Annotated in this window: 11 protein-coding genes and 1 pseudogene; 11 read left to right on the plus strand and 1 reads right to left on the minus strand. The window is 68.1% G+C overall.

Annotated features, from left to right (window positions below):
• Window positions 1-265: 265 nt before the first annotated feature.
• From KV557_RS33350 to KV557_RS33390, 10 genes and pseudogenes are all read left to right on the plus strand, one after another.
• Window positions 266-1351 carry a dsDNA nuclease domain-containing protein gene (locus KV557_RS33350; RefSeq protein ID WP_218205302.1) on the plus strand — a complete coding sequence of 362 codons (1086 nt, stop codon included), beginning with the start codon at window positions 266-268 and terminating at the stop codon, window positions 1349-1351.
• Window positions 1341-1922 (plus strand): hypothetical protein, encoded by a 582-nt coding sequence (locus KV557_RS33355; RefSeq protein ID WP_218205303.1) that lies wholly within the window; start codon window positions 1341-1343, stop codon window positions 1920-1922. Before KV557_RS33350 ends, KV557_RS33355 begins: the two co-directional genes overlap by 11 nt.
• Complete coding sequence (locus KV557_RS33360; protein ID WP_218205304.1) at window positions 1919-3841, plus strand: hypothetical protein; 1923 nt, start codon at window positions 1919-1921, stop codon at window positions 3839-3841. Before KV557_RS33355 ends, KV557_RS33360 begins: the two co-directional genes overlap by 4 nt.
• A gap of 52 nt (window positions 3842-3893) precedes the next feature.
• The gene (locus tag KV557_RS33365) at window positions 3894-4532 is read left to right on the plus strand and encodes a hypothetical protein (protein WP_218205317.1); all 639 of its coding nucleotides are present in this window, start codon (window positions 3894-3896) and stop codon (window positions 4530-4532) included.
• On the plus strand, window positions 4457-4696 hold the full coding sequence (locus tag KV557_RS45015) for an ApeA N-terminal domain 1-containing protein (RefSeq protein WP_374106706.1): 240 nt from the start codon (window positions 4457-4459) through the stop codon (window positions 4694-4696). The genes KV557_RS33365 and KV557_RS45015 overlap by 76 nt, the downstream gene beginning before the upstream one ends.
• Window positions 4684-5175 (plus strand): annotated as a pseudogene (locus KV557_RS45020) (ApeA N-terminal domain 1-containing protein); the annotation flags it as partial. The gene KV557_RS45015 and the pseudogene KV557_RS45020, both read left to right, overlap by 13 nt.
• 42 nt (window positions 5176-5217) lie before the next feature.
• On the plus strand, window positions 5218-5826 hold the full coding sequence (locus KV557_RS45025) for a HEPN domain-containing protein (protein ID WP_218205306.1): 609 nt from the start codon (window positions 5218-5220) through the stop codon (window positions 5824-5826).
• 340 nt (window positions 5827-6166) lie between these two features.
• Window positions 6167-6529, plus strand: a complete 363-nt coding sequence (locus tag KV557_RS33380; RefSeq protein WP_218205307.1) for an IS110 family transposase — start codon at window positions 6167-6169, stop codon at window positions 6527-6529.
• A gap of 6 nt (window positions 6530-6535) precedes the next feature.
• The gene (locus KV557_RS33385; RefSeq protein WP_218205316.1) at window positions 6536-7183 is read left to right on the plus strand and encodes an IS110 family transposase; all 648 of its coding nucleotides are present in this window, start codon (window positions 6536-6538) and stop codon (window positions 7181-7183) included.
• A 908-nt stretch (window positions 7184-8091) separates the two neighbouring features.
• The gene (locus tag KV557_RS33390; protein ID WP_218205308.1) at window positions 8092-9198 is read left to right on the plus strand and encodes a hypothetical protein; all 1107 of its coding nucleotides are present in this window, start codon (window positions 8092-8094) and stop codon (window positions 9196-9198) included.
• Between the two features lie 279 nt (window positions 9199-9477).
• Here KV557_RS33390 and KV557_RS33395 read toward each other — a convergent pair whose 3' ends face one another.
• Complete coding sequence (locus KV557_RS33395) at window positions 9478-11949, minus strand: DEAD/DEAH box helicase (RefSeq protein ID WP_218205309.1); 2472 nt, start codon at window positions 11947-11949, stop codon at window positions 9478-9480.
• Window positions 11950-12160: 211 nt separating this feature from the next.
• On the opposite strand from KV557_RS33395, the gene KV557_RS33400 reads away from it, so the two are divergent.
• Window positions 12161-12463: a hypothetical protein gene (locus KV557_RS33400; protein WP_218205310.1), complete on the plus strand. Its 303-nt coding sequence runs from the start codon at window positions 12161-12163 to the stop codon at window positions 12461-12463.
• Window positions 12464-13342 lie beyond the last annotated feature (879 nt).

Below are 13342 nucleotides of genomic sequence, written 5' to 3' on the forward strand. Positions count from 1 at the left end.
GCGAACCCCGGTCTACCGCCATCCGCCGCGGTGGACCAGGATTCACGCTGAACCCGGCCGCTGCCCGGTAGGGGGCGGAGACAAGCCGCCCTGTTGTCAGGGTAGTTGCGGACTGCTGTACCCATTGCCACGGTCAGTCACCGAGTGGTCTACTTGGCCAGTCCTCGACGGATGATCTAGGGGGTGGTGCTGGTGCTGGTGCGTCAGCGGCCAGCGGGACCATCGGCCGTCCCTGCGCGCCCGCCCGCGTCAGATCGGGGTGCAGGTGTCTGCAGCGCCGGCTGACGGAGGACGCCGAAGCCGCCGCGGCTTCGCGTACCAGGATGTGATCACCCTCCTCGACTGCCTTGACATGCACGAGGGTATGTGGACGCAGGTCTCCTGGGAGGACCTGGAAGACATCGTCTGCATCAACGGGGACGCCCCGGTCTACCGCCAGGTGAAGACGATCGAGGAAGCCGGCAAGCGCCACAGCGTCGCCGACGTCTGCCGCCCGGACATCGTCAAGAAGCCCGAGAGCAGCTACCTGGGGAAGCTGTTCCTCGGCAAGCCCCTCCCGGCCGGCACGCGCTTCACGTTCATCGTCAACGAGAGCCCACAGGCCGACTTCCACGCGTTCGTCACGGAACGCGGCAAGCCCCGCGGTCCCGTCCCACCGGAGACCCGGGCCGACATCGTCCGGCGGCTAAACGGCGTCGTCCTTCCGGACGAGCGTGACGTGGGCTGGTGCGTGGACCGTCTCGAAGTCCTGGTCGAGGGCAGAACCATCGAGCAGGTCGAGGACAGGGCGATACGGCGGCTCGGACCCATCGTGGGCAAGAGCCTGGGGCAGCCAGCTCTGACCACCGAGGTAGAGGACGTCATGGTCTGGCTGGGAGTGCGCATCGCCCGCGACGCGATGGCTCCTCGGCCGCGCGTTGTGCCGGCTGCGGACTTCCACGACATGCTCCAGGCGGCCATCGCCAAGGTCACCGGCCGACGCCAGGACGGCAGCACCGCGCCCCTGACGAAGCTGGCCGACAAGCTCGCGGCCGCAGGCATCCCCGGGGTGGAAGCGGAGGTCCATCAGGAGAACGCCTTCAAGTACCGCCGCACCTGGCGGGGCAGCCTCGGCCCGGCGCGCGAGCAGATGGATGTCTTCGCGGACGAGGTCTACGCGGTCTGCTCCCGCGTCATGGCCGAGCGCCGCGCCGGACGCATCCCGGCAGGGTCGGAGGCCTACCTCGAAACCCTCTCGCGGATTGAGAACCTCCCCGCGGTGAGCACCGGGGCCGTGCCCCTGGCCCGCGCCCATGCCGTCCTCGCGGACATCACTGCCCGCTGCCAGAATCGGTACGCCGATGCGTCCTAGCATCGCAGCGAGCGCCGTCCCGCCCCTCCACCGGCCCTGGGACCCGGACGACTCACCGGACTTCCACGCCTCCCGGCTGCTCCTCCTGCTCGCCGAGTGCGGCAGCCAGCCCGGACCGCACATCGCCGGCCGGACCAAGCTGGCGAAGCTCGACTTCTTCCTCCGCTACCCGGCCTTCCTAGAACGCGCTCACGAGGCACTCGCAGACGCAATCCAGGACGACGCGGCATTCCGAGCATCCATGCCCGAAGAAGTCGAGGCTCCGATGATCCGCTACCGCTTCGGGCCCTGGGACCCCCGCTACCGGCAGTTCCTGGCCTTCCTCGCGGCCCGCGACCTCATCACCATCACGACGAGCCACAAACCCGAGCGCGTCCGCCTGACCGCCAGGGGCAAGAAGACCGCTGCCACCCTCGCAGCGATGGAGCAGTTCCGGCCCATCGTCGCCCGCTGCCACGCCATGCGCGGCAACCTCGCCGAGTGGTCCGGTACCGACCTGAAGAACCTCGTCTATCAGCTCTTCCCTGAAGAGGTTGCAGACCTCGCCTACCACCAGGAGATCAGGCCATGACCGAGCCCACGGCACCCTCCCGGCCCGGGCTCCGGGTCGAGGCGATCACACTGGTCCACGCGTCGGGCGAGATCGACAAGTACACGTTCAACACGGCCGGCCTGAACATCATCCAAGGTGTCAGGAACAGCTCGAAGACCACCACCCTCAAGGCCATCGACTACTGCCTTGGGAAGAGCGGGAGCCCTGCCGACGCGCTGAAGGCAGCGGTCGCCGACGAGTACATCGAGATCCTCGCCGACCTGACCGTCAACGGAAGTCCGGCCGAGATCCGGCGAAGCCTGCAGCACGGGCGCCAGAACAAGGTCGTCGTGAACGGCAACGAGTTCCCCGTCGCCGAGTTCTCCAGCCGTATCCTGCGCGAGCTCGGCTGGCCGGACCTCAGCATCCCCAAAGGACTTCACGCCGCGACCGCAACCGAGCTTGTGCCCCTCAGCTTCCGCAGCGTGCTGCGCCATATGTACCGCAACGAGGACTCCTGGACCCAGTTCGCCGACAAGGAGCAGGAGTACCTCCGGCGTGCGGTGATCAGCTTCCTGCTCGGATTCGCCCCGGCCCGATACAACAACAACGACTTTGCCCTCGCGGCCGCGCAGCGCAACCTCACCCAGGCCCAAGCGACGGAGCGGGAAGTCCACGACAGCACAGATCGAGCCATCGCCGCCGTGTGCGAGAACCTGCAGCTCCCGATCGCCCGGACACAACAGCAGGTCGACCTGGTGCGGGAAGACCTCCAGGCCGAGCTCGACTCCGTCCACGAACAGCGCCGCCGGCTGACCCAGGAGGTCGAGCTCCTCGTTGTCGAAGGCCCCAGCGGTACCACTCCGGGCTACGACAGGACGCTCTCCGGGCAGTACGAGCGGGCCACCCAGGAACTGACCCAGGCAGCCGAGACGGTCGCCGACCTCGAGCAGGTCCTCGCGGCCCACGTCCAGTCCCAGAACACCGTCAAGGCCGAGATCGCCCGCATGGACCGGCTGATCGCCTCGGTGGACGTGTTCGGCAGCCTCCCGGTACGACTCTGCCCCGCCTGTGAGCAGAAGATCGACGTCCACCGTGACCACCCCGAGGGCTCCTGCTATGTGTGCATGCAGCCGGTCACTGACGACCAGCGCCGGCGCCGCGGAGAACTGGAACAGCGATCGCTGACCGCTGAGGACGAAGACCTTGAAGAGGTCATCACCCGCACACGCCGCGACCTCGACCAGGCCAAGGCCGATCACCAGCAGGCCCAAAGCCACCACCACGACCTCGCCGCTCGGCTGAACACCGATCGGGCCGCCAGCCTCGCGCCGTTCATGAGCACGCTCGAAGAGATAGCAGCCCGACTTGCCCAACTGCAGCAGAAGCTCATGGCCTTGCCGGCTGTTGACGAAATGATCGCCCGCAAAGCAGCCGCCACGGAAGCGACCGAGCAGGCTGCTCGGCGCCTGGCCCATCTGCAGCGGCAGATTGACGAGGGACCCCGTCCCGGTAAGACCCCCCTCGACCGCTGCGCAGTGTTCGCCGAGCGGATGAACGAGTTCCTGGACCGCCACCGTGAGGACGTGTGGGTGACCAGCAACGTGACGATCAGCGCCGACGACCTGACCTTCTACGTCGGCACCCGGCCCTGGCACCAGGCTCTCGGGGCCGAAGCCACGGTCCTATTCTTTCTCGCCTATAGCCGGGCTCTGCTCTTCCTCGCCAAGGACATGGACGGCGACTGCCCCTATCCCGGACTACTGATGCTCGACAACCCGTTCCAGCAGGGCATTGCCGACGAGGTCGTGCACGGCGTCTTGCGCGACATTGCCGAAGCCGCCCGGGAGACCGGGTCCCAGGTAATTTCCACCCAGGCGGTGCCGGTGCCCGGCCCAGCAGCCTCGATCAGACAAATCCGGATGCAGAAGACCTACATCGGAGAATCCGCCAGCTGAACGAGCCAAGCCCGATGGGACCAGTCCAGCGCCCACGACGCAGGCCGGTCAGGTGCGGGAGCGCAAGTACGGCGGGAACACCAAGGCCATGGCCGCCGCTGACGGCGTCGCGCCGCGCACCGTGCTGCGCTGGATCGATGGCACCCGCCACCCCAAGGGGGCGGACGCCGAGCGGCTGCAGCGCGAGGCGGTCGATGTGCAGACCACGGAGCGGGGCCGGGAGCGCAGGGCCAGGCAGCTGGCTCAGCGCGGCACGGTCTCCGGGATCGGGGCCCGGGTTGGCCGCGCCGTCAGTTTCGAGATCCGCGGCTCGGACGCGGTTCGGGCCCGTGACCTCCACCTGAACCTCTCGGGCGAGCAGGCCGCCGCCCTGGCGCTCGCCGAGGACGAGGTCGAGGTGCGGCAGATCGTCGGCCAGGCCCTCGCCGACTACTTCAACGGCGGCGTCGGCTACGGAGGCTTCTCGGCTGGCGACTTCGACTTCGACCCAACGACTTCGACCTCAACTGACCGCCAAGACTGGGCCAGCACACGAGACTGCCGACTGGGCTCCCAGCGGCTGTCAATCTCCGCGGCGGGGATACTGGGTACGTGGAATTCTTCGACTCCGAGGGCATGTGGTGGCTGCCCGATACACCTGACTCGAAGGTGCCAGGGACGCTCAGCTATAGCCCCGACGGGCTTAAATTGACTGTCTATGGAAGGGGGCTGCAACCGGTCTTGATGCCGGCGGCTGCAGGAGCGCCGTCGGTGTTCACCAAGTGGGAGGTGAACCCTCTCGCGCACGGGGAGCTGCGGGACGGTCGCCCAGTGACCTTGATTTCCGCTGCGGGTTTGTGGCCATGCCCGAGCTAGCGGTGCAAGAGCAGTCGTACCGAGTCGCGCTCGCGTTGGTCGGCGAACTCGCCCCAGGCGCTGCCTTCACGGGGATCCGAGCCAAGTTCGACCACCTGGCAGCCTGGGCGGGTGCACCTGAGCTGGTTAGCGGCCTTTCGTCGGACCCCATCAAGGTTCATGCGGCACCGAAAGACTTGATGACGACTAGGTGGGGCGATGCACGCCTGACGCTTCAATGCTGGGCGATCGGTAGCAGGAGCTGGACAGCCATCCACTTGGATAGGTCGTGCTCCTACTCCGCTGAGGTGACCTCAGCCCAAGAGTGGAGGGAACTGCTTGGAACCTACCTTCGACCCTTCCAAGACCTCTTGGTCCTCTGTCTCGGTCGAGCCATTGGCATGCACCGACTTGAATTGCTGCCCGAAGGATCCGATGCCTGGTGCGAGGCCTTCTTCGCCATAACTCCGGTGGCCACGGTTTCGAGCGAGTCGGTCCGAAGTCCAAGAATGCCTACGATGCTTACGGCCACTACGAGTCCAATGCCGCTGGCCGATCTGCTGCCCAGGTGGCTTGACCTGCGAGATGAGCTTGAAGGCGTGCTTGTAACGCTGCTCGCACCGTTCTATGCGCCATTCACCTATGCCGAGCACCAGTTCGCAAACTTGGTGCAGAGTGCAGAGGCCTACCACGACGCCCGCAAGAAGGAGTTCGGCACCACCGATGTCTCCAAGCCGGACCACAAGGAGCGGGTCAAGCAGGTGGTAGCGGCGCTCGACAGTGCTGGTCTGGACGCCGACACCACTACCTGGGTGCGAAACGTCATCCAGGCGCGTAATGACAAACCAATGTGGAGGAAGCTCAACGACGTGGTAGCTGCAACCGGTGCCCTGGGCGAAGAAGTCGTCGACTGGGCTCCTGACTTCGTCGGCAACTTGACGCAGACCCGCAACAAGGTCTCCCATGGCAGCGCGACACGGCAACACGTCCTCACGGCGGAAGAGCGCCACTGGCATGGCCAGGTACTCCTGTGGGTCATGCGGACCCGCCTGCTGCAGGACCTCGGTTGCGCAGACGCCGATACCAGAGCGTTGGAGAACGACGTGTTCCAGTTCGCCCTGGAACAGCTCATCGGGATTGACACTCTGTGAGTCGGCTGGCGATGTGTACGGCGGTTAGCGCCTTGCTCGAGCCGGCGTGGCGCCAAGCTGGGCGAGGGGCTTCTGACGGAGACGGACGGGGCGGCGGGTTTGCCGGCGGGCGGCGTGGTGGTGTCCTGGCTGACAGCTGCCCACGGGTCGTCCTCGTCGCAGCGGACTCACCGAGCTCTACCCGGTGAAAGACCGTGCTGCCTGAGCCGGCCACCATGGGGCTGTCGCGGCCCCCTGTCGCGCCCTGTGACCTGACCCTATGAGGGCCGGGCCCCCTTCCGTGCTCAGCCCGGCGATGCCTATCGTCCGGGTGTGTACGAGCTCGGGAAGGAGGCCCGACATGTCTGTTTACGTCGGAATCGACGTGCACCGCAAGAGGTCGCAGATCGCGATTCTCGACGAGGAGGGCACGGTCCGGGTCAACCGGAATGTACCCAACGGCGTCGAGACGGTTCTCGGCGTGATCGGGGATCTGCCGATCGGTACCCCCGTGGCGTTCGAGGCCGCGTACGGCTGGGGCTGGCTGGTGGAACTGCTGGAGGACTACGGCTACGAACCCCACCTTGTCCACCCCCTGCGCTGCAAGGCGATCGCCTCGGCGCGGCTGAAGAACGACAAGGTCGACGCGGCGATCCTGGGCCGGCTACTGCGCGCCGACCTGCTGCCGGAGGCGTGGATCGCCCCACTCGACGTCCGTCAGTAGCGGGCCCTGCTCCGCCACCGCTTCCAGCTGGTTCGCCTGCGGACGCTCCTGCGCAACCGCGTTCACGCCGTCCTGGCCGACCTCGGCCACGACCGGGTCGGCGGCGGCTGCTTCACCGGACCCGGCCGGGACTGGCTCGCGTCCCTCGACCTGCCGGACGCCTCACGCCGCGTGGTGGACGACCTGCTGCACGTCATGGACGCCCTGCAGGTCCCGATCGACGCCCTCGACAAGCAGCTCACCGCGTGCGCCCGGGGCGACCCCGCGGTCAAGGCCCTCACCACACTGCCGGGGGTGGGCACGCTCACCGCCCTGGTGATCATCACCGAGGTCGGCGACATCACCCGGTTCCCCTCCGCCCGCAAGCTCGCCGCCTGGGCCGGCCTCACCCCCACCGTCCGCGCCTCGGACCTCACCGTCCACCAAGGACACATCTCCAAACAGGGCTCCGCCTGGCTGCGTTGGATCCTGTGCGAGGCCGCCCAGACCGCCAAACGCAGCCCCGCCTTCGCCGACACCTACCAGGCCATCGCCGCCCGGCGCGGGAAGCCGATCGCCACCACCGCCATCGCCCGCAAACTCCTCACCCGCGCCTTCCACCTCCTACGCGCCCTGCGCGCCGACCAGGACCAGCGCAAGCGACCACCGCGATGACACGCTGCGGCGCGGATCCCCCACAGACCCCGGGTGCGCTCGCATTCCTCGCATGAGACGGCTCCGCCGCGCTCGATGACCTGACTGAGCAGCCCGGCCCCCGGACCACGGTCATGGCGCCGGCCATACCGGCCAGACGCCGAATGGGTGCATGTGACACCACACGCGGACCACTTGCCGGGGACGCCAACGATCCACGCCCCACAGCAACTTCACGCTTCCTCAGCTGCCCATCGTCCGCCGCCGCGTCTCGGTGTCCAGCTCGTTCGTCCTCGCCCGCTCGTCCCTCGCCGGGCTCCGGGCGCTCCAACTGGACTCCTCCACACAGCGGCGGAAACAGCGACTGCGAGGAAGCCCCGAAGACCACGCAGCCCCGGCAGCAGCAGGAAAGAACCCGAGGCCAGGCACCTACGCGTGCTTGACAGGCCCGGCCCTCATGGGTGCGCGGATGGGCGTCTACCCTCGTGCGGGGTCGGGCGCGACAGGTTGGCCCGACAGAGGCAGAAGACGTCGTCGGACGGTGCTGCGGAGGCGCTCGCGGACTCGTCGTAGAAGACGTCGACCCGCTCGGCGTTCTGCTGCTTGCTGGCCCGCGATGTCGGTGATGGACACTACGGTGACTGCATCGTCGGGGTGGCTCGACGGACATCAACGTCTTTGCAACGTCGGTTGTTTGGAGTGAAGTGCCCCGTCATCTCGATCCCAGGGTCGCTAAGGCGAACATGATCGGCAAGGGTGTCTGGCCGATATCGGCGTGGCCCACTAGCTCCAAGCGGTGGCTGAGTGTCTGCATGGAGTGCGGTGAGTTCGTTACACCGATCTACCGCAACGTCATGCAGCCGGGCCGTGGTGGCTGTGACCCGTGCGGCCGCGCGCGTGCCGCCGCGCAGCGCAAGGTTCCAGCTCACGTGGCTGTCGAGGAGATGCGTGCCGCTGGGGTAGAACCGCTGGAGGAGTACCCGGGAGTGGACATCCCCTGGCGAAGCCGGTGCCTGAGCGCCCTGTGCCCCGGTCTGTGGGAAGGAGAGCCGGCCGACATCCGCCCACGTCTGTCGGACGCCCGCCTCGCGAGGATCTCGGCCTGCAAATACTGCGCCAGGGTCGCGGTCCGGCCTGAACGCGCGGTCTACGAGATGATCCAGCGCGGTGTCCAGCCGCTCGAACCGTACCAGAAGGCATTGCAACCGTGGCCCTGTAAGTGCCTGGCCTGCGAGGCGGACGACATTACCCCCACCTACGCCAGCGTTGTTCTCAGCGGGAACGGCGGGTGTAAATGGTGCGGCGGGCGTATGCGCGTACCCGAGGAGCAGGCCGTCACTGAGATGCTCGCGGTCGGCGCCAGGCCGCTCGACCCCTACAAGGGGGTGAACGAGCGCTGGCGCAGCATGTGCCTTGCCACCGACTGCCCAGGGCCGAGCGACCGCATCATCTACCCTCGGCTCACCTGGATCCGGCGTGGCGCGCAGGCCTGCAAATGGTGCGCTGGAGTGGTGATCGATCCGGAAGCTGCGCGCGACACCATGATCGAGGCCGGACTGCTGCCGCTGGTTCCGTATCCAGGAGTGCGCGAGCGCTGGAAGTGTGAGTGCACGAACCCGGATTGCCGGGCCGTCGTCTATCCGACTCTTGGCAGCGTGAACAGCCGCGGTAGCGGCTGTTCGGAGTGTGCCGAGCATGGCTTCAAGCGAAGCCAGCCGGCCCTGGTGTACCTGCTGTTCCACGAACGTCTTCAGGCGGCGAAGGTCGGGATCTGCAACCTGGGTACCGGCCGGATCCAGAAGCATGAACGTCGGGGGTGGAACAGCAGGTACACCATGGACTTCCTCGTGGGGCGCGATGCCGAGCGGCTTGAGAGGGAGGTGATCGCGGAGTGGCGGGCCCAGGACTGGAGGCCTGTACGCGATGGGAAGAACAGCTACGACGGGTGGACCGAGACGACGCCCGTCACCGCCGACGTCACCATCGAGTCGTTGTGGGAAGGAGCCGTGCAGTTGCGGGACCTACTCGGCCTGTAGCCCGAAACGTCTCGTCCTCGCGCAGGGAAGCCACGAGATGGACGTTTGGTTTCCCTCGGAGCGCGTCACTCCAACGCGGCTGACTTGGTGGTGGCGCCGTGGGGCGAGACAGCCGGGCGCGTCAGGGGTGCATGCGCTGCCACGCGAAAGGCCCGTGTTGCACCCCTGAGCTGGGCATTTGCTTCTTCCGGAGGGGCCCGAGCCGTGTTGCTGCGGCGGGTGTGTTGCATCCGTGGCGGCCGGGCCCAGCCTGTCAGCGGCTAGCCTCCGGCGCTCTGTCTACTCCCAGCGCATGCCCAGTTCGGTGAGTCGTGCGGCGCGTTCGGTGGGGATGTGGGCTCGTCTGTTGCGGGTGTTGGTGATGAACAGGCCCAGGCTGATCTGGATGGTGGTGCCGTCGTCGAGGGTCAGGGGTTCTTTGTGTGTGCGGGGGACGTTGAGGTGTCCTTCGCGGTTCCGGTATTGGGTGGCGGCGGCGAGGTTGCGGCGTTCCTTCTCCGCGTGCGAGACCTTCCCCGCCGGTTTCTGTTCGGCGGGCAGGGGTTCGAGTCCGAGGACGTGCTCGATCGCCCACTGCTGGGCGGGGCTGAGCTTGTCCCAGCCGACCTGCTGCGCGCGCCCCCACCCGGCCAGATCCTCACCCTGCACCACCACGGAACCCGGCTCCGCGCCTGCCAACTGCCCGCCCTCCTTCACGTGGCGCCAGGCCAGGGCGAAGGAGCGCTGCCACTCCACCGACCAGGTGGGGCACCACGCCGGGTCGATGGCGTCGAGTGCGGCTTTGCGGTCGGCGGTCAGCGCTCCCGTCCAGTCCAGGTCCTGCTCGCCGGCCTCGGCTCGGCGCTGGAGGGCTTCGGTGCGCCGCTGGGCGGTGCGCAGGTTCTTCATGATGGTGCCGACCGGCCGCCCGCCCCACACCGCTTCGTTGGGCGGGCAGGCGTGGCCGTGCTTGGCCGCGTACCCGGCGACCGCGGTGAGGTTGTCGGTGAAGGCGGTGTCGAACGCCGACCACACCATCCCGAGCGCGTTCAGCTCCTTCACGCGCTCCGGGTCCAGGACGTCGGCGGCCTTGTAGCGGCGCTGGTCGGCTACCCACGCCCCGAGGCGGTGTCCGGACGGCGCCCGGTAGGCGTAGGGCACCTTCACGTCGCCGAACTTCTCGCGGTAGGCGAGCAGCTCTTCCAGGCCGCGCCGGAACTCGGCCCGTTCCGGCTCCAGCACCCGGGTGCGCACGAACGCGGCGATCACGGCCGGGTCGCGCTGGGTGGAGAACTGGAGCAGCTGCGCCTGGCCGGCGGCGGAGCGGAACTCCTCCGGCTCTCCGGCGTGCTTCGGCTTCCTCGGCGGCCGCGTCTCGGACTGCGGCATCGCCAGCCGTTCCACGGCGGCCGCGTCGTGCGCCCGCAACGCCATCAGCAGCTTGGACAGCCCGTCGTAGGCCGGGGAGGTCAGCAACTGGCTGCCGTTCTCGCTGGCACCCAGCAGGACGGGCACCACGATGGTGGCGACCTTCCCGCTGCCCGGCTTCATCCGCAGCGCCCGCCCCACGGCCTGGACCAGGTCGACCATCGAGCCGCGCACGTCGGCGAAGAACACCGCGTCGCAGTCGAACGTGTCCACGCCCTCGGACAACACCTTCACCGAGGCGAGGATGTACCGCAGCAGCCGCCACCCGTCATCCCGGACCAGCGAGGCGAACGTGCCCAGCACGGCCCGGCGCTCGGCGGAGGTGTGCTCGGCCTCCAGCCAGCTCGTGCCGATCAGCTCAGGGTCCGGGTGCAGCGCCGGGTCCTGCTCCCACAGCACCCGCGCCACCTCCGGCAGGCCGGCACTCAGCGCCCGCGCCTCGGTCACCAGGTGATGGAAGGACAGCACCCGAGAGAGGTCCCACTCCGCACAGGCGGTCAGCAGAGCGGTCTGCAGGGCCGCCAGCCGGGCTCCCCGGTACTCCACCGACCGGTCACTCGCGCCGCGCTGCTCCAGGCCCTGGAGGACCGGGTCCGAGACGTCGACGCAGACGATGCGGTAGGGGGCGATCACGCCGTCGGAGATCGCCTGCCCGAGCGGATAGTCATGGGCGATGGGGCCGAAGGCGGACAGGCTCTCGTCGTCCATGCTCGCGATCAGTTCGGCCGACCCGATGCCGGCCGCCGCCGCCCGCTCCCGATCCCGCTCCTTGACGGCCCATAGCCTCGGCGTGGCCGTCATGAACAACCTGCGGTCACACGGGATTTGGGTGTTGTTCAGGATCGCCGCCCACGGCCGGCCAGTCTGGCCACTGACCCGGTGGGCTTCGTCCACGATCGCGAGCGAGAAGGGTTCCAAACCCGCCTGGTGGGCCTTCTCCAGGTGGCCCAGGCCCAGGCTGGCGTATGTGGCGAACACCGTCACCTTCCCCGGGCCGGCCGTCCACTTCACCAGCTGCGCCGGGTCGGTGGTGCAGCGCAGGCCCACGGGTTGCTCGTTGCCCACCAGCGAGCAGAGCCCGACCATCAGCCCGCTGTGGCCCTCGCGCTGCCAGACCTCGACCGTCTGCTCCAGCAGAGGCAGTGAGGGCACGATCACCAGTGTTCGCTCCGAGCGGAGCCGCCCGGCGACGTGAACGGCCGTCAGCGACTTGCCCGCGCCCGTCGCGGCCCGGATCTGGCACCGCAGCCCCTGCGGCGGCACCAGACCCGACGCCGGAGGCGTCAGAAGTCGTACTGCCGCGTCGCACGCCTCTTCCTGATTAAGGCGGAGCTTCTTGGGCATGACAGGCAATTCCTTTCCAGGAAATTCGCGAGAACGGCGACGTGGCAGCTTTTGAAGCTCTTCGAATTGTCAAGCTATTCAGTGAGGATGCCCCGAACCTGTGAGCACCTGCATGGCAGGTGCGCTGGCCGTCGACCGTGGGGCTGTGTGCAGGGAGGGTGGAGCGCACCATGTCATCATTTGCAGACTGGCTTCTTCGGAGGGTGGGGGTATGAGCCGGGGCGCTGGACAGCAGGAGATCGAGCGGGAACTGCGTCGAAGGGCGATCGACGGGGCGTCCACGCTGGAGATGCTCACCTGGTTGAAGGGCGACCTGGAGGCCCGGATCACCAATCCGGTTGATCGCGACGGCGCGATCGCCTTCTGCATGATCTCGACGTTCACATCAGTCTTCGACCTTGGGCTCACCCCCGGACGGTTCATCGCAAGCTGGGACCGGTTCGGAGGACACCTGAACGATGAGGAACTGGTGACGAGACTGGGATCGCTGACCCTGGCACCGGACGAGCCCTAGCCCGGTCTCCCGCTCCCACACCTGCGCCTCCCAGTGGCCGGCCCCGATCGGGCGACGTCCCCTGAGCCCGCCGCTGCACCAGCCACCGCGCGAATTCAATTCCGTCAGTATCGCCGCCCGCCACACCCGGCCTCCACGCATCCAATCCTCGAATTTGAGAATAATTCGACAGAGCCGACCCGGAGCGACCAACCCCGTGAGCGCGGGCCGTCGAGAATCTCCCGGGGCCCTTCCACTAGTCCAGAGTCTAGCGGGCTACTGTCTTTGATGCATGAGAACGGGCGAAGCCCGCCCCTCCACCACTCCAACGAGTGACCTCACCCCATGACCACCCATCACCCAACCACCCCCCAAGGCGCGAAGCGCCCACCACCCCAGTCAGCCCGGGCGAAGCCCGGCATCCACCCACCACCCCACCAAGGGCCGAAGGCCCCACCCTGACACCCACCCAACTCCGCAGCGAAGCGCGGAGTTGACCCCCACTACCCCAGGGCGCGCAGCGCCCGCCGCCCCTTTCTGATCGGGCGCAGCCGGATCCGGCCCGCGCTGCCCGCGCTGCGCGCGGGCCAGCTCTCGCCCGAATACAGCACGGGTCTCACCTGTCTAGGGGCCGCAGGCCCCCGCACTTCACACCACCTCAGCTCCGAAGCGAAGCGTAGGAGCTGACCCACCGCCAAGGGCGCGTAGCGCCCCGCCCCACCGATCGGGCAAAGCCCGATCCGCCGGCGAAGCCGGCCGCCCGCACGAAGTGCGGGCCAGCCACGGGCGAAGCCCGAGGCCCCCGGCCGAAGGCCGGGGCGGCGGCGAAGCCGCCGCGCAGCGCCGAAGGCGCAAGCAACCCGGGCCGAAGGCCCGTGGTTACCCGGCTACGCCGGGTAA

The organism is Kitasatospora aureofaciens (assembly GCF_019192735.1).
Lineage (GTDB): Bacteria > Actinomycetota > Actinomycetes > Streptomycetales > Streptomycetaceae > Kitasatospora > Kitasatospora aureofaciens_A.

Bases quoted from the DNA above. Each gene is read 5' to 3' on its own strand.
- KV557_RS45015 (WP_374106706.1), top strand. From the start codon at position 4,457: ATGTGGTGGCTGCCCGATACACCTGACTCGAAGGTGCCAGGGACGCTC.
- KV557_RS33355 (WP_218205303.1), top strand. From the start codon at position 1,341: ATGCGTCCTAGCATCGCAGCGAGCGCCGTCCCGCCCCTCCACCGGCCC.
- KV557_RS33380 (WP_218205307.1), top strand. From the start codon at position 6,167: ATGTCTGTTTACGTCGGAATCGACGTGCACCGCAAGAGGTCGCAGATC.
- KV557_RS33360 (WP_218205304.1), top strand. From the start codon at position 1,919: ATGACCGAGCCCACGGCACCCTCCCGGCCCGGGCTCCGGGTCGAGGCG.
- KV557_RS45025 (WP_218205306.1), top strand. From the start codon at position 5,218: ATGCCGCTGGCCGATCTGCTGCCCAGGTGGCTTGACCTGCGAGATGAG.
- KV557_RS33395 (WP_218205309.1), bottom strand. From the start codon at position 11,949: ATGCCCAAGAAGCTCCGCCTTAATCAGGAAGAGGCGTGCGACGCGGCA.
- KV557_RS33400 (WP_218205310.1), top strand. From the start codon at position 12,161: ATGAGCCGGGGCGCTGGACAGCAGGAGATCGAGCGGGAACTGCGTCGA.